This window comes from Pseudomonas sp. GGS8 (assembly GCF_024168645.1).
GTDB lineage: Bacteria > Pseudomonadota > Gammaproteobacteria > Pseudomonadales > Pseudomonadaceae > Aquipseudomonas.
This window is the reverse complement of the sequence record NZ_JALJWF010000001.1, coordinates 2,301,288-2,317,721: the sequence shown is the minus strand read 5'-3', so window position 1 is coordinate 2,317,721 and position 16,434 is coordinate 2,301,288. Positions and strand designations below refer to the sequence as shown.

The window sequence follows — 16,434 nt, the reverse complement described above, 5'->3', positions numbered from 1 at the left end:
CGAGCTGTATCAGGTAAACCGAGAACAATGGTTTTACGACTGCTGCGCAGCCGAACGGGGCGATGCGGCGTTCCGACAAGCCCCCTCGCCACAGGGTCCGGTCAGACCAGACCCGCACTTACAAGCAGTTCCTCCAGCGCGAGCAAGTCAGGCACCTTGGCCACTTGCTCCCCCACCTGCACCGCCGCCTTCTCCAGCGAACACAACGGCACATCCACATAGCTCAACTGGCTGTCGAGTTTGTAAGAGCGCGGAATCCCCTGCACCAGCAGCGCTATGAACTTCAGCTCAGGCCGCCCGCCAAGGGCGTTGAGGATGACGATCCGTGCCCGTTCCCCGATCACCACTTTGCTGCCACATGCCGACTCAAAACTGAGTAACGGAATCTGCCGTTCCCGCCACGTCACCCGCCCCAGGTACCACGGTGGGGTGTCGAGGTCGAAGGTGCCGGGTTGGTAATCGATGAGTTCGGCGACAGCGACGTTGGGCAGGATCAGGTTGCGGTCGGCCAAAGGCAGCAGCAACCCCGTGAGATTGCTGGAGCGGTGTTCATGCATGGGTTTTGCTCCACCGGGCGATGCTGTCGAGCAGCACCGATTCCTGGTACGGCTTGCCGAGGTAGTCGTTGACGCCGATGGCCATAGCGCGGTCGCGGTGTTTTTGACCGGTGCGGGAGGTGATCATGATGATCGGCAGATGCTGCAAGCGTTCGTCGGCGCGCACCCGGGTCGCCACTTCGAAGCCGTCCATGCGTGGCATCTCGATGTCCAGCAGCATCAGGTCGGGCCTGTGTTCTTCCAGCAGCAGCATGGCGTCGACACCGTCCTTGGCGGTCAGCACGTTCATGCCGTGACGCTCCAGCAGACGGCTGGTGACCTTGCGCACGGTGACCGAATCGTCGACTACCAGCACCAACAACGGTCGTTGCGCCTCGGGCTCAACGTCTTGTGTCACCGGCCGTTGCGGCACCCGCGTTTGCATCCCGCGGATCGGCGCCAGCAAGTCGAGAATCAGCACCACCCGACCATCGCCCAGAATCGTCGCGCCGGACAACCCCTGCACTGCGGCGAACTGCGGGCCGAGGCTTTTGACCACGATTTCCCGGGTGCCGGCCATGGCGTCCACCTGCACCGCGACGTGCCGTTCGTTGCACTGCACCAGCAACACCGGCAACGGCAGGCTCTGACCCAGCAGTTTCGGGCGGGCACTGGTTTTCAGCAGTTCGCCGAGGTAGCACAACTCATAGCATTGCCCAGCGTATTCGTAGGTCGGTGGATCGAGCCGGTAATGCCCTTCGAGTTCGTTGGGCAACACCCGAACGATGCCGTCGATGGTGTTCAGCGGGATCGCATATTGATCCTCCCCGCACTGCACCATCAGCGCGCGGTTGACCGACACGGTGAACGGCAGGCGAATCCGGAAATGCACGCCCTGCCCCGAAGTCGAGTCGATGCTCATGGTGCCGCCGAGCTGCCGGACTTCTTCGTGAACCACGTCCATGCCGACGCCACGCCCGGAGATCTGGGTGATTTTCTCGGCGGTGGAGAACCCCGGTTGCAGGATGAATTGCAGCACGTCGTGATCGCTGACGTCGCTGTCCGGGGCGAGCAGCCCGCGTTTGATCGCCTTGCGCCGCACGGCGTCCAGCGGCACGCCGGCACCGTCGTCGCGGATGTCGAAAATGATGTCGCCGCCCTCTCGGGACAAGTCGAGGGTGATCTTGCCTTGAGCCGGTTTACCGGCCGCGATCCGCACCTCGGTCGATTCCAGCCCATGGTCGACGGCGTTGCGCAGCATGTGTTCCAGCGGCGCGGCCATGCGTTCAAGGACGTTGCGGTCCATCTCGCCTTCGGCGTTGCCAACGACGAAGTCCACATCCTTGCCCAGCTCGCTGGAAACCTGACGGACGATGCGCTTCAAACGCGGCAGCATTCGCTCGAACGGCACCATGCGCGTGCGCATCAGGCCTTCCTGTAATTCGGTGTTGATGCGGCCCTGCTGTTGCAGCAGGTTTTCCGCATCCTGATTACGCCGATCGAGGGTTTCCTTGAGGTCGAGCAGGTCGGAGGCAGACTCGAACAATGCCCGCGACAGCTGTTGCAACTGCGAGTGACGGTCCATCTCCAGCGGGTCGAACTCTTCATAACCCAGGCGCTCGGCCTCGACTTGCTGACGGCTGAGAATCCGCCCCTGGGTTTCAGTATCGAGGCGGCGCAACTGGTCGCGCATACGCTCGATGGTGGTTTCCATCTCACTCAGGGCTACACGTGCATCGTTGACCTGTTGTTCGATACGGCCGCGGAAGATCGAAGTCTCCCCGGCCAGGTTCACCAGGTCGTCGAGCAACTCCGCCGAGACCTTGACCGTGTCGGCGCCTTCGGGTTGCAGCGTGGCTGACTCGGCTTTGGGCGCGGCCGGCATCGCCACCGGTGCCAGTGTTTCGGGCAGCGCCGGATGGCTGAAATTCTTGATCGCCTCGATCAGCCGATCGGCCGGTGGCAGTGGCTGACCGGCGCGAGTGGCGTCGAGCATCTGCGCCAGTCGGTCATGGCTGCTCTGCAACAAGGTGAACAGCGCCGCAGTCGGTTGCAGCACGCCAGCGGACAAGCCTTCATAGAGGAATTCCAGCTCATGGGCCAGGTCGCCAATCGGCGCGATTTCCACCATTCGCGCGCCACCCTTGAGGGTGTGCAGGTCGCGCAACAGGGTTTCCACTTCCTGGCGATTCGAAGGCTCGGCCTGCCAGCGCAGCAGCGCCGCACCGGAGTTTTCGATGATGTCGAAACCTTCTTCCAGGAAGATTTCCAGAAGCTCGGGATCATGCCCCGCCGAATCGTTGCTGGCCGCCGGCTCGATCACCTCGGCGCTGCCGGCATTGCCCAGACGAAACTCACGAATGGCCTCGATCAATTCGCCCGGGTCGCCCAACGGACGGTTGTGCTGCAACTGTTCGAGGAACTCGGCCAGTCGGTCATGGCTCTGTTGCAGCAACTGCGCCAGCGCTTCGCTGTAGCTGTAACGGCGGTCCACCAGGCCTTCGTAAAGGCTTTCCAGCTCATGGGCCAGATCACCGACCGGCTCGACCTCGGCCATCCGCGCACCGCCCTTGAGGGTGTGCAAGTCGCGCTGCAAGGACAATAGCGGTGCGGCGTTATCCGGATCGTTCAACCAGCGTTGCAAGGCCTGGCCGGCGCTTTCGAGGATATCCACCGCTTCCTCAAGAAAGATCGAAACGATTTCGTCGTCCAGCTCCACCTCAGTCGCGGCCTGCTCCAGCTCGGCCGTGGCGCTGCCCAGCTCCCGAATGCTCAGGGTGCGGCTGCCATCACTGCGAATCAGGCCCATGGAGGATGGGTCGAGACTCTCATCGAGCAAGCCGCGCAAGGCCCGCACCCGCTGCGGTTGCGCGGTGACTTCCTGGCCGGCGGCCAGTTCGTCGAGCATGTTGATCAGCGCTTCGTGGGCACTTTGCGCCTCATGGAAAAACCTGTCGCTGACCGCCAGGCTGCTTTCTTCCACAGCGCCGTAGAGATCGAGCAAGGCTTCACAGAGCTCGTCCACCGGGTGCAGATCGGCCAGGTGCGCGCCTTCGCCCAGGGTGGTCAATTCGTCCAGCAGCGCGCTGAGCTCCTGACGTTCGCCGGGATGCTGCTGCCAGCGCTGCAACAGGCTTTCGGCGTCCAGCAGGATGTCCATGCCCTGGGCAAGGAAGTTGTTGATCAGTTGCGGATCGCGCTTGATCCGCAGCCCCGTATTGGGCGCGCTCGACAGGCTTTGCAGACGCTCGGCCAGCAATGCCTGGGTGCGCTCGCTCAACGAACGGGCGCCGGGAATGTCGGCCAGCGGGTCGCTCTTGAGCTGTCGCAGCCCCAGGCGGAACAAACCTTCGGCCTCCAGCAGCAATTCAACTTCGTCCAGGTCGAGGGCAATCCGGTGCGCCTTGTACTCCCGGGCCAATTGATCCAGCGACGCCGCCAGCTCAGCAATCGGCAGCACGCCGGCCATCGAGGCACTGCCTTTGAGGGTGTGCAAGGCCCGCTGCAACTCGTCACTGGCCTGAAGCGGTACGTGCTCGGCGGCTTGATCGAGGAAGCGATTGAGGCTGTTCAAGTGGGTTTCAGCTTCGTTGCGGAAGATCTCCAGCAACAGTGGATCGAGCGCCGCGACATCCTGCGCGTCCTCATCGGACAGCGGCTTATCGCCTTTGGCAAGGGCATGGGCGCGGGCAGCCAATTGGTCGACATCGTTGCGCTGGCGCTGGGCATGGGCGGCGAACTCGGCCACCAGTTCCGGTAGCAATGTCAGCGCTTCGCCCACCAGTTGCTGCACTGCAGGCCCAGGTGCAACGCTGTGTTCAAGCACGCGGTTGAGCAGGTTTTCCACCGCCCAGGCCAGCTCGCCCAGCACCAGCGCACGGACCATTCGGCCACTGCCTTTGAGCGTGTGGAAGGCGCGACGTAACTCACTCAAAGCCGATGTGCTGGCGGGATTGGCCGACCAGCGCGGCAGATACTCCTGGAGGATTTCCAGAACCTCGTCGGTTTCTTCGAGGAAGACTTCCCGCAGCTCATCGTCCACCGGTTCTTCATCGGCGGGCGGCGGCAATAGACTGCCTGGTGTGGTCAGTGCGGGTGGATTGACCGACGACACTGGGCTGGCCAACACATCGGCCAGAGACTGAACGATCTCAGGGTCATCCAGCTCCTGCATGTCTTGCATGACCAGGGCTTCACTGGGACTGAGCACATCCTCAAGCATCGGCACATGCTGTTCGCTGGGGAAGAAACCGAGTGCGGCCAGACCTTTTTCCGCGACGTCGAGCAGTTGCTCACCGGGCGCTTCGGGGTCGTCGCTGAGGCGCTCCAGGTAATACTCGATGCTGGTGATGACGTCGGCCAGGCTGTCCAGTTGCTGCCAGCCGGGCTGGCCCGGGTCCACCAATAGATGCTCGCGGATGAAACCGTTACAGGCCTCGACCAGGCTCGCTGCGCGGGCCAACGGAATCATCGCCAGCGCCCCGCGCACTTGCGTTAGCAACGCCGGCAACGGTTGCAGATACTGACGGTCCCAGTCGGCTTCGATGTAGTCGACGATCATGTCCTTGGCCTGTTGCAGGCAGATGCGCGCTTCCTTGATCACGATCTGGTGGATCTGCGTCAGGTCGGTGGTCGGCAGACGGCTGTCTTCCTGGCTTTCCGGCTCCACGGTGCCGACCATGCCGGCCAGGGTCGCTTCGACATAGAGCAAGGCCCCGGCGACGTCCATGAGGGTCGCGTCGTTGGGTTCGCGATGGCCCTGGACGAGGCTCAGCACCACCGCCAGTTGATCGATGATGACCTTGCGCGGCTGACCGAAACCGAGCACCGCCAGGGTGTCGGCGATTTGCCGCAGGGGCGCCAGCAGGCTTTCGAGGTCCGAGGTGTGTTGGCGGTCGCTGCGCACGAACAGGTCCAGGCGCTCCTTGACCCGCACCAGCTCTTCGCACAACGCCGCCAATACCGAACGCATGGCATCGCGATCAGGGCCGGCCAGCCTTGCCCGTTCTTCATCGACCATCGCACTGTCGGGTAGCGCGTCGTCCAGTGAGTAGCGATCTTTCATGGTCAGCATCTGCCCGGTGGGGTGTTCGGCCTTGGCAATATAGAACAATAAACTCTTGAGCAGCTCTGGCGGTGCCGGTTGATTGATCGCGGGCATGCCTTGTTCGAGCAGACGCTTGAGTTCTTTGTCGGCGTCCTTGAACAGGCTGCGCAACGCGGGGCTGTTGGCGATCGAACCATTGCGCATGCCTTCGACCAGCGCCGAAGCGACGTGCCATAACGGGCTAAGGGGCGCATTGCCGCACAGCCCTTCAAGGCGTGTAAAAACCCTGGCCAGATAAGCCAAGTGGGTTTCGTCATCCTGCTCGCGCAGCAAGCCGACCAGCGCCATCTGCAGCATTTGCCGCAACTTGCGCAGCACATTCGGCAAATCGGACGGCTCCAGCAGCGCCAGGGCTTCTTCGCTCAGAGGCGGCAGTTCAGGAAGTTGCGGGCTGAACAGGCTGGTTTCCGACAACAGGCTTTCACCACGGGCACTGCGCAGGTCGTTGATCAGCGGCAACACCACCAGCGGCAAGTCACGCCGTGCGCCTTGCACCCGGTCGAGGTAAGTTGGCAGTTGCCCCAAGGCATGCAGCAGCAGACGGATGGCCTCATCGCGATGGCTGACGCGGTTCTGCTGCAAGGCGCTGGTCAGTTGCTCGATCTCTTCGGCGAGCAGCGCCGCGCCGTAGAACTCGACCATCTGCAAACTGCCGTGCACCTGATGGACACAGGCCAGGCAGTCACTCAGCGCCTGCGTCGCCTGCGGGTCGTCGATCAGGGTTTCGATCGCCTGATGAGCCTGCTTCAGCGTTTCGGCAATCTCGCCTTTGACCCATTCGAGGGCCACATAGTCGTGCCGATCACCCATAACTACTCCAATCAAATGCATACGCCCTGAGGCGGTTCAAGCGTTGTCCGCAGCCTGCGCAGGCTTGGCCGGCAAGGTGAAACCGGACACCGAACGCCGCAGCTGGCTGGCCATTTTCGCCAAGTTGCCAATGCTCTCGGCGGTGGCGGTGGAGCCGGACGAAGTTTGCGTGGTGATCTGCTGGATCACGTTCATCGTCAGGGAAATCTGGCCGGCCGAAGACGTCTGTTGCTGCGCGGCGTTGGAAATGCTCTGGATCAATGCCGCGAGGGTCTTCGATACGCCTTCGATTTCTTCCAGGGCCACTCCGGCATCCTGCGCCAGGCGCGCGCCGCGCACCACTTCGGTGGTGGTCTGTTCCATGGAAATCACCGCTTCGTTGGTGTCGGTCTGAATTGCCCGCACCAGTGTTTCGATCTGCCGGGTCGCCGCGGACGAGCGCTCGGCCAGCCGTTGTACTTCGTCGGCCACCACCGCAAAACCGCGCCCGGCGTCACCGGCCATGGACGCCTGAATGGCCGCGTTGAGGGCGAGGATGTTGGTCTGATCGGCAATGTCATCGATCAGGCTCACAATGTCGCCGATTTCCTGTGAAGACTCGCCGAGGCGCTTGATGCGTTTGGCGGTGTCCTGGATTTGTTCGCGAATGTTGTCCATGCCGTGGATGGTGTTGTGCACCACTTCGTTGCCCTTGTTGGCAATTTCCACCGAGCGTTCGGCCACCGCCGAGGATTCGGCGGCATTGGCCGAGACCTGATCAATGGACTCGGCCATGTCGTTGATCGCCATGGAGGCTTCGGAAATCTGCTGCGCCTGATGCTCCGAGGCCTGGGCCAAGTGCATCGCGGTGGCCTGGGTTTCCTGCACGGCGGCGGCGACCTGGCCGGCGGTGAGGTTGATGGTCGCTACCAGATCGCGCAGTTGGTCGACGGAATAGTTGATCGAGTCGGCGATGGTCCCGGTGAAGTCTTCGGTCACCGAGGCGGTCACGGTCAAGTCGCCGTCGGCCAGGTCTTCGATTTCGTCCAGCAGGCGCATGATCGCGTTCTGGTTGCGCTCGTTCTTTTCGGCGGTTTCGCGCAGCTGACGGTTGGTTTCGCGCACCATCACCAGGCCAATGAGGATGATCGACATTAGCGCCAGCAAGCCCAGTACATAGCCACCGATGGTGTCGGTATTGCGCCCGCCGGCGAGGTTTTCGAAACGGCTGGCCAAGTGCGAGGCTTCATCGAGCAGGGTTTGCGACAGGGTAAAAATGTTGCTGGCCGACTCCCGGACCTTGAACAGCTCGGGCGAGGTTTCGAGGATTTCGTCCACCGAACCCGAGACGAATTCGAACAGTTCGGAAATGTCGGTCAACCGGGCACGCGCATCGTGGTCTTCGACCTGGCTGATTTTCAGCGCCGCATTGCCTTGAAGCATGCCGTTGAGCACCTGACCGAAACGCGCTGCATCACGACCAAAGGCGTCGGCGGCCTGCTGCGAGTTTTCATCGCCCGACAGCACGGTGTTCACTGCACCGAGAATCCGCTCGGCCAGCAGCGACTGACGCTGGGCCATTGCCACCTGAGCGGCCGGGGCGCCACGTTGCAGGAGGGTTTCGACGACCTTTTCATACTCGACCTGCAACTGCGGCACGGTTTCGGCCAGCGTCGCGGCGACTTGATGCAAGGACAATACGGTCTGCTCGCTGGTGAGAATGGCGTCGGTGTTTTTCAGCAGCCGCTCCCAATCCAGCTGCACCGCGCGCATTTCCGCGCGCACGGTGGACGGTGCCGGCGGCAGGCCGGTGGAAGGATCGCCTTTCTTCAGATAGCCCCAACGCAGGGCGAAGTCGTTGCGCGCATCGCTGAGCAACTTGAATGCCGCGGCCTTGCCGGCGGCAGCTTCGGTGGCGTTCTTGGCGATGCGTTGCGACAGCACGCGCAGCTCACCGGCGTGGCCGATGTACTGTTTGTCGTAATTCGCCTGGGTGTTGAGGTACGCAAAGTTGGCGAACAGCAGCATGATGAAGACGATCAGCGCGATAAACAGCACGATGATCTGCGACCGGCTGCGCGACCCTTCCGGCGTACCTGCTTTTGCTTTAATCATCGGTCCTCGCCTGTTAATCAACACCCTTTTGCTTGCCGAGGTCCCTGTGGGAGCTGGCTTGCCTGCGATTGCATCAACGCGGTTCGAAGTTAGACCGAGTCGTCTGCATCGCGGGCGAGCCCGGCTCCCACAAGGTCCGCGTTTACAGTGCTACGTTCATGAAACCTTGCGACTGCGCCAACGCAAACGGGCTGAACACCTGCCAATTCTGCTCACGCTGAAACCGGCCTTTGACGAACGGTGCGATCGGCCCCTGCAGCTCGTCCATGGGCACCGGTTCCAGGCTGTCCTGGGCAAAGTGCTGTAAGCCGAAGACCTCATCGACCAGCAACCCGGCGAACACGTCGTTGTGCTCCACCACCAATATCCGCCGCTGCTTGCGCAGGGCCGACAGTTCATGGCCGGCCTCATAACCGTAAAAAAAGCCACACACGTCCATGATCGGCAGCAGTCGCCCCCGCAGGTTCGCCACGCCCTTGACCCAGGGTTTGACTCCCGGCAATTGGGTCACACGCGGCTCGTGCAGGACTTCGCTGACTTCACCCATGGGCGCGACGTACCCGTGCTCGCCGAGGCGAAAACCGATGCCACTCCAACTGTCCTGACGAGTCGGCTGGGACGGCAGATCCGCCGCCAGCAGGCGACAGCGCTGGTCAATCTGCAGCAGCAGTTCGAAGGCCGTCAGCGACTCGGTCATGGCTGGGCGATCAACCGGCCAGCACGTTGTTCAGCGTCTTGATCAGGGTCTCTTCATCGACCGGTTTGGTCAGGTAGTCCTTGGCGCCCTGGCGCGTACCCCAGACTTTGTCGGTTTCCTGATCCTTGGTGGTGATGATGATCACCGGGATGTGCCCGGTTTCCGGGTCTTTGGTCAACTGACGGGTTGCCTGGAAACCATTGAGGCCGGGCATGACGATGTCCATCAGCACTGCATCGGGTTTTTCCTGGCGAGCCAGGGCCACGCCGTCGGCGCCGTTTTCGGCTTTCAACACTTCATGCCCGTGTTTTTCGAGCATGCCGGTCAGTTTGTACATTTCAGTCGGCGAATCATCGACGATCAGAATACGTGCCATGGTCTTCCCCATTCTTGTCGACGCCAGGCCCCATGGCCGAGCGTCACTGTGCGTGTCCTACTGCGGCGAAACGGCGGCAAAGCCCGGTACGTGGGCCTGGATCGCGTTCAGCAGTTCTTCCTTGCTGAAAGGCTTGGTCAAAAACTGGTCGGAACCGACGATCCGCCCCTTGGCCTTGTCGAACAACCCGTCCCTGGACGACAGCATAATCACTGGCGTGGACTTGAACGCACTGTTGTTCTTGATCAACGCGCAGGTCTGATAACCATCCAGACGCGGCATCATGATGTCGACAAAGATGATGCCGGGATGATTGTCGGCAATCTTGGCCAGGGCATCGAAACCATCGATTGCGGTGATGACTTCACAGCCTGCGTTTTTCAACAGCGTTTCGGCGGTGCGACGAATCGTTTTCGAATCATCGATCACCATGACCTTCAAGGCGCTGGAATGCTGTTCCATAGGGGCTCTACCGTCGCCTTTGTGAATCAATTTGTCCGTTTGCGGCTCACCGGTGGCTCGAAACCCTTGATACTCAAGGGCCAGCTCGATATGGCAGCCTTTTTAGCACAGTCTCCCCCTCCAATCTATCGGGTGACCTATGCGGTGGTTTTTCCTTGACCGGGAACCCACTCAGCGCCACTCTGACGCCACTTTTTCATCGCACTTTTCACCCCAATTTCGAGGAAAACCCCATGAGCGTTCGCGTCGGGATTGTCATGGATCCTATCGCCAGCATCTCCTATAAAAAGGATAGCTCGCTGGCCATGCTGCTGGCCGCGCAAAAGCGTGGCTGGGAACTGTTCTATATGGAACAGCGCGATTTGTATCAGGCCGAGGGCGAGGCCCGCGCGCGGATGCGTCCGCTGAAAGTCTTCGCCGACCCGCACAAGTGGTTCGAACTGGGCGCCGAAAGCGACGCGCTGCTGAGCGATCTGGACGTGATCCTGATGCGCAAGGACCCGCCTTTCGACATGGAGTTCGTCTACTCCACTTACCTGCTGGAGCAAGCCGAGCGCGCTGGCGTGCTGGTGGTCAACAAACCGCAAAGCCTGCGTGACTGCAACGAGAAGCTGTTCGCCACGCTATTCCCGCAGTGCACGCCGCCGACCATCGTCAGCCGTCGCCCGGACGTGTTGCGTGAATTCGCCGACCATCACGGTGACGTGATCCTCAAACCGCTGGATGGCATGGGCGGCTCGTCGATCTTCCGTCACACCGCGGGTCACCCGAACCTGTCGGTGATCCTCGAAACCCTGACCCTGCATGGCAAGCAGCAGATCATGATCCAGGGCTACCTGCCGGCGATCGTTGATGGCGACAAGCGCATCCTGATGATCGACGGCGAGCCGGTGGATTATTGCCTTGCACGAATTCCGGCAGCAGGCGAAACCCGTGGCAACCTCGCCGCCGGTGGCCGTGGCGAAGCCCGGCCGCTGACCGAAAAAGATCGCTGGATTGCCGCGCAAGTCGGCCCGACCTTGCGCGAAAAGGGCTTGCTGTTCGTCGGTCTCGACGTGATCGGTGAGCACCTGACTGAAATCAACGTCACCAGCCCGACCTGCATTCGCGAGATCGATAACGCGTTCGGCACCGACATTGGCGGCCAGTTGATGGATGCCATCGATCAGAAGCTCAAGACTCGTTGATCGAGAACAGCCAAGAAACAACCAACATTGCGTTATCATCGCCGGCTTGTAAAAAACGCGATGTTGGTTTTCTTGTCATGACACTCCCGTCCGATCTGCCCGCTGAACTCGCCCATCGTGGCGTGCGCCCGGCCGATCGCCTCGGCTTTACCCTGTTTCTCGCGGCGCTGATTCACCTGGCCTTGCTGTTGGGCGTCGGGTTCACCATGGTCGAACCCAAGCAAATCAGTAAAACGCTGGAAATCACTCTCGCCACCTTCAAAAGTGAAACCAAGCCGAAAAAGGCCGATTTCCTCGCCCAGGAGAATCAGCAAGGCAGCGGCACCCTGGAGAAAAAGGCGATTCCCAAGACCACCGAGGTCGCGCCCTTCCAGGACAACAAGGTGCAGAAGGTCACTCCGCCACCCACTGCCAAGCCTCAAGTGCAGGAAGCCGCACCCAAGGCCGCCGTGACGACTGTCGCGCCGAAGCCGAAAAAAGCCGCGACCAAGCAGGAAGACGTCAAGACCGAGACCAAGCCCAAGGTCGAGGCACCGACCTTCGACAGCTCGCAGCTGTCCAGCGACATCGCCAGCCTGGAAGCGGAACTGGCCAATGAACAACAGCTGTACGCCAAGCGCCCGCGCATCCACCGTTTGAGCGCCGCTTCGACCATGCGCGACAAGGGGGCCTGGTACAAAGATGAATGGCGCAAGAAGGTCGAGCGCATCGGTAACCTCAATTACCCCGACGAGGCCCGGCGCAAACAGATTTATGGCAACTTGCGCCTGATGGTCTCGATCAACCGCGACGGCTCGCTGTATGAAGTGCTGGTGCTGGAATCCTCCGGCCAACCGCTGCTGGATCAAGCGGCTCAACGCATCGTGCGACTGGCTGCGCCGTTCGCACCGTTTACCGGGGATCTGTCGGACATCGACCGCCTGGAAATCATCCGCACCTGGAAGTTTGCGCGCGGGGACCAGCTTTCGAGCAATTGAACGCCACAGAACCCTGTGGGAGCGGGCTTGCCCGCGATAGCGGTCTGCCTGATGCTACTATTTTGGATGTGCCGCCGTCATCGCGGGCAAGCCCGCTCCCACAGGGAACAGGTTGTTTGCTGGGATTCGGGGCATTTCCTGTGCATCCTCAGCTTGTCAGTTCGCCCCTCCAACGCCACACTAGCGCTCATGAAGAACGTCAGCCCCAGCTACCTCAAGCATCACTTCCTGATCGCCATGCCGCACATGGCCGACCCGAACTTTGCGCACACCTTGACCTATATCGTCGAGCACACGGCCAATGGTGCCATGGGGCTGGTGGTCAACCGTCCGCAGGACCTGAACCTGGCCGATATCCTCGAGCAATTGCGCCCCGATATCGAACCGCCAGTGCTCTGCCAGCACGTGCCGATTTTTATCGGCGGCCCGGTGCAAACCGATCGCGGCTTTGTCCTGCACCCGTCGGGGAAAACCTACCAGGCCACCGTTGATCTGGAAAGCGAGCTGTCGCTGTCGACCTCCCAGGACGTGCTGTTCGCCATCGCCGACGGCGTCGGCCCCGCGAAAAGTGTGATCACCCTCGGCTATGCCGGTTGGGAAGCCGGGCAACTGGAAGCCGAACTGGCGGACAACGCCTGGCTGACCTGCCCGTTCGACGCCAACATCCTGTTCAACACCAGCAGCGAGTTGCGTCTCGAAGCGGCAGCCAAGCACCTGGGTATCAACCTCAGCCTGCTCACCAGCCAGGCGGGGCACGCCTGATGGCCCTGCGGTTGATTCTGGGTTTCGACTACGGCACCAAACAGATCGGCGTGGCGGTCGGACAGGTCATTACCGGCCAGGCCCGCGAGCTGTGCACCTTGAAGGCACAAAACGGCATTCCCGACTGGAATCAGGTCGAAGCCCTGATCAAAGAGTGGAAACCCGACGCCGTGGTGGTCGGCCTGCCGCTGAACATGGACGGCACACCGAGCGACATGTGCCTGCGGGCCGAAAAGTTCGCCCGACGCCTGAACGGCCGCTACAACCTGCCCTTCTATACTCACGACGAGCGCCTGACCACCTTCGAGGCCAAGGGTGAACGCCTGGTCCGTGGCGGCCAGAAGGGCAGTTACCGCGACAATCCGGTCGATGCCATCGCCGCCGCCCTGCTGTTGCAAGGCTGGCTCGACGAGAACACCGCACTGTTTGAATCCTGACCGCACCTAATTCTGAAGAGCCGCTGCGGCGTCTCCCTTAGCGACAACCCGAGCCACCACTCAAGCAGCATCCGGCTCGGGACAAAGAAGGAGCAAACCATGAGCCTGCCCAATCCCGCCGAACTGATCAGCCAGATGGCGATCCGCCTCAAGGCTTATCTGGAACACCGTGGCATCAGCGAACCGCGTTACATCGGCATACGGACCGGTGGCATCTGGGTCGCTCAGGCGTTGCTCGATGAGCTGGGCAGCGACGCGCCTCTGGGCACCCTGGACGTGTCCTTCTACCGCGACGACTTCAGCCAGAACGGCCTGCACCCGCAAGTCCGCCCTTCGGCGCTGCCCTTCGAGATCGAAGGCCAGCATCTGGTGCTGATCGACGACGTGCTGATGAGCGGTCGGACCATCCGCGCCGCAATGAACGAACTGTTCGACTACGGCCGCCCGGCCAGCGTAACGCTGGTGTGCCTGCTGGACCTGGACGCCGGTGAGCTGCCGATCCGCCCGAACGTGGTTGGCGCGACGCTGTCGCTGGCAGCCCATGAACGGGTGAAGTTGTCCGGCCCGGAACTCAAGCTCGAACTTCAAGACCTCGCCCTTTAATTCGCCCTATTGAGAGTCCCCCTCGCGATGACGCCTCTAGAAACCAAGCGCCCGCTGCAGCTCAATGATCAGGGCCAGCTGCGCCACTTCCTCTCGCTCGACGGTTTGCGCCGCGAGCTGCTGACGGAAATCCTCGACACCGCCGACTCGTTCCTCGAAGTCGGCGCCCGGGCGGTGAAGAAAGTCCCGTTGTTGCGCGGCAAGACCGTGTGCAACGTGTTCTTCGAGAACTCCACCCGCACCCGCACCACCTTCGAACTGGCGGCCCAGCGGCTGTCGGCCGACGTGATTACCCTGAACGTGTCCACATCGTCGGCGAGCAAAGGCGAAACCCTGCTCGACACTCTGCGCAACCTCGAAGCCATGGCCGCCGACATGTTCGTCGTGCGTCACGGTGATTCCGGCGCGGCGCACTTCATCGCCGAGCATGTCTGCCCGCAAGTGGCGATCATCAACGGCGGCGACGGCCGTCACGCGCACCCGACCCAGGGCATGCTCGACATGCTCACCATTCGTCGGCACAAGGGCGGTTTCGAAAACCTCTCGGTGGCCATCGTCGGCGACATCCTGCACTCGCGGGTGGCGCGCTCGAACATGCTGGCCCTGAAAACCCTCGGCTGCCCGGACATCCGCGTGATCGCGCCGAAAACCCTGCTGCCGATCGGCATCGAGCAATACGGCGTGAAGGTCTACACCGACATGACCGAAGGCCTGAAAGACGTCGACGTGGTGATCATGCTGCGCCTGCAGCGTGAACGCATGACTGGGGGCCTGCTGCCGAGCGAAGGCGAATTCTACCGCCTGTTCGGCCTGACCACCGCGCGCCTGGCCGGCGCCAAACCCGATGCCATCGTGATGCACCCGGGGCCGATCAACCGTGGGGTGGAGATTGAGTCGGCGGTGGCCGACGGCCCGCACTCGGTGATTCTCAATCAGGTGACCTACGGGATCGCGATTCGTATGGCCGTGCTGTCCATGGCCATGAGCGGGCAAACAGCCCAGCGCCAATTCGAGCAGGAGAACGCCCAGTGAAGCTCAGCATTCTCGGCGCACGCGTTATCGATCCAGCCAGCGGCCTGGATCAAGTGACTGATATCCACGTTGAAGCCTGCAAGATCGTCGCCCTGGGCGCCGCTCCAGCCGGTTTTGTTGCCGTCGACACCATCGACGCCAAGGGCCTGGTGGCCGCCCCGGGCCTGGTTGACCTGAACGTCGCCCTGCGCGAGCCGGGCTACAGCCGCAAAGGCTCGATCGCCAGCGAAACCCGCGCGGCCGCCGCCGGTGGCGTGACCAGCCTGTGCTGCCCGCCAAAAACCAGACCGGTGCTGGACACCTCGGCCGTGGCTGAATTGATCCTCGACCGCGCCCGCGAAGCCGGCAACACCAAAGTGTTCCCGATCGGTGCCCTGAGCAAAGGCCTGGACGGCGAGCAGCTTGCAGAGCTCGTTGCCTTGCGTGATGCAGGCTGCGTGGCCTTCGGCAACGGTCTGGAGAGTTTCCGCAATACCCGCACCCTGTGCCGGGCGCTGGAATACGCGGCGACGTTCGACCTGACGGTGATTTTCAACTCGCAGGATCATGACTTGGCCGAAGGTGGCCTCGCCCATGAAGGCCCGACCGCGAGTTTCCTCGGCTTGCCGGGCATTCCGGAAACGGCCGAAACCGTGGCCCTGGCCCGGGATCTGCTGCTGGTCGAGCAAAGCGGCGTGCGTGCGCACTTCAGCCAGCTCACCAGCGCGCGCGGCGTAGCGCTGATCGCTCAGGCCCAGGCCCGCGGGCTGAAGGTCACGGCGGACGTGGCGCTGTATCAGTTGATCCTCACCGACGAAGCGCTGATCGATTTCAGCAGCCTCTATCACGTCCAGCCGCCGCTGCGCACCCGCGCCGACCGCGACGGCCTGCGGGCAGCGGTGAAGTCCGGAGTGGTATCCGCCATCTCCAGCCATCACCAGCCCCACGAGCGCGATGCCAAACTGGCACCGTTCGGCGCGACTGAGCCAGGCATCAGCAGCGTTGAACTGCTGCTGCCGCTGGCGATGACCTTGGTGGAAGACGGTTTGCTCGACCTGCCGACCCTGCTTGCACGCTTGAGCGCCGGCCCTGCCGAGGCGTTGCGCCTGCCGGCGGGTAAATTGGCGGTGGGTGGTGCGGCGGATATCGTGCTGTTCGACCCGGCGGCCTCTACCGTGGCCGGTGAAACCTGGCTGTCCAAGGGCGAAAACTGCCCGTTCATTGGCCACAGCCTGCCGGGCGTGGTGCGTTACACCCTGGTGGACGGACGGATCAGCCACCAGGCGTAAGACCTGTGGCGAGGGGGCTTGCCCCCGTTGGGCTGCGAAGCGGCCCCATTATTGGCAACCGGATTCCTTCAGATAGAACTCCATTG

Annotated in this window: 13 protein-coding genes; 7 read left to right on the top strand and 6 right to left on the bottom strand. The window is 62.1% G+C overall.

The window, feature by feature from the left end; all coding sequences use genetic code 11:
* Positions 1-101 precede the first annotated feature (101 nt).
* The 6 genes from J3D54_RS10315 to pilG form a co-directional block, all read right to left on the bottom strand.
* Positions 102-557 (bottom strand): chemotaxis protein CheW, encoded by a 456-nt coding sequence (locus J3D54_RS10315; RefSeq protein WP_253417840.1) that lies wholly within the window; start codon positions 555-557, stop codon positions 102-104.
* Complete coding sequence (locus J3D54_RS10310; RefSeq protein ID WP_253417839.1) at positions 550-6,453, bottom strand: Hpt domain-containing protein; 5,904 nt, start codon at positions 6,451-6,453, stop codon at positions 550-552. Before J3D54_RS10310 ends, J3D54_RS10315 begins: the two co-directional genes overlap by 8 nt.
* Before the next feature lie 36 nt (positions 6,454-6,489).
* Positions 6,490-8,547 (bottom strand): methyl-accepting chemotaxis protein, encoded by a 2,058-nt coding sequence (locus J3D54_RS10305; RefSeq protein ID WP_253417838.1) that lies wholly within the window; start codon positions 8,545-8,547, stop codon positions 6,490-6,492.
* A gap of 142 nt (positions 8,548-8,689) precedes the next feature.
* Positions 8,690-9,244 (bottom strand): chemotaxis protein CheW, encoded by a 555-nt coding sequence (locus tag J3D54_RS10300; RefSeq protein ID WP_253417837.1) that lies wholly within the window; start codon positions 9,242-9,244, stop codon positions 8,690-8,692.
* A 10-nt stretch (positions 9,245-9,254) separates the two neighbouring features.
* Positions 9,255-9,620, bottom strand: a complete 366-nt coding sequence (gene pilH, locus J3D54_RS10295) for a twitching motility response regulator PilH (RefSeq protein WP_008068134.1) — start codon at positions 9,618-9,620, stop codon at positions 9,255-9,257.
* A 57-nt stretch (positions 9,621-9,677) separates the two neighbouring features.
* A complete protein-coding gene (gene pilG, locus J3D54_RS10290) occupies positions 9,678-10,082 on the bottom strand; it encodes a twitching motility response regulator PilG (protein WP_253417834.1) in 405 nt (134 codons plus the stop codon).
* A 233-nt stretch (positions 10,083-10,315) separates the two neighbouring features.
* On the opposite strand from pilG, the gene gshB reads away from it, so the two are divergent.
* The 7 genes from gshB to J3D54_RS10255 all read left to right on the top strand — a co-directional run bounded on the left by gshB (position 10,316) and on the right by J3D54_RS10255 (position 16,348).
* Entirely contained in the window at positions 10,316-11,269 is a 954-nt protein-coding gene (gene gshB, locus J3D54_RS10285) for a glutathione synthase (RefSeq protein WP_253417832.1), read from the top strand.
* A 77-nt stretch (positions 11,270-11,346) separates the two neighbouring features.
* Positions 11,347-12,246 (top strand): energy transducer TonB, encoded by a 900-nt coding sequence (locus J3D54_RS10280; RefSeq protein WP_253417831.1) that lies wholly within the window; start codon positions 11,347-11,349, stop codon positions 12,244-12,246.
* A gap of 189 nt (positions 12,247-12,435) precedes the next feature.
* Positions 12,436-13,008: a YqgE/AlgH family protein gene (locus J3D54_RS10275; protein WP_253417830.1), complete on the top strand. Its 573-nt coding sequence runs from the start codon at positions 12,436-12,438 to the stop codon at positions 13,006-13,008.
* Positions 13,008-13,445: a Holliday junction resolvase RuvX gene (gene ruvX / locus J3D54_RS10270; protein ID WP_007897947.1), complete on the top strand. Its 438-nt coding sequence runs from the start codon at positions 13,008-13,010 to the stop codon at positions 13,443-13,445. The genes J3D54_RS10275 and ruvX overlap by 1 nt, the downstream gene beginning before the upstream one ends.
* 99 nt (positions 13,446-13,544) lie before the next feature.
* Positions 13,545-14,048 (top strand): bifunctional pyr operon transcriptional regulator/uracil phosphoribosyltransferase PyrR, encoded by a 504-nt coding sequence (pyrR, locus tag J3D54_RS10265; RefSeq protein ID WP_253417829.1) that lies wholly within the window; start codon positions 13,545-13,547, stop codon positions 14,046-14,048.
* Positions 14,049-14,075: 27 nt separating this feature from the next.
* Positions 14,076-15,080, top strand: coding sequence for an aspartate carbamoyltransferase catalytic subunit (locus J3D54_RS10260; protein ID WP_007939362.1), 1,005 nt, complete (start codon positions 14,076-14,078; stop codon positions 15,078-15,080).
* A complete protein-coding gene (locus tag J3D54_RS10255; protein WP_253417828.1) occupies positions 15,077-16,348 on the top strand; it encodes a dihydroorotase in 1,272 nt (423 codons plus the stop codon). The genes J3D54_RS10260 and J3D54_RS10255 overlap by 4 nt, the downstream gene beginning before the upstream one ends.
* Positions 16,349-16,434: the final 86 nt, after the last annotated feature.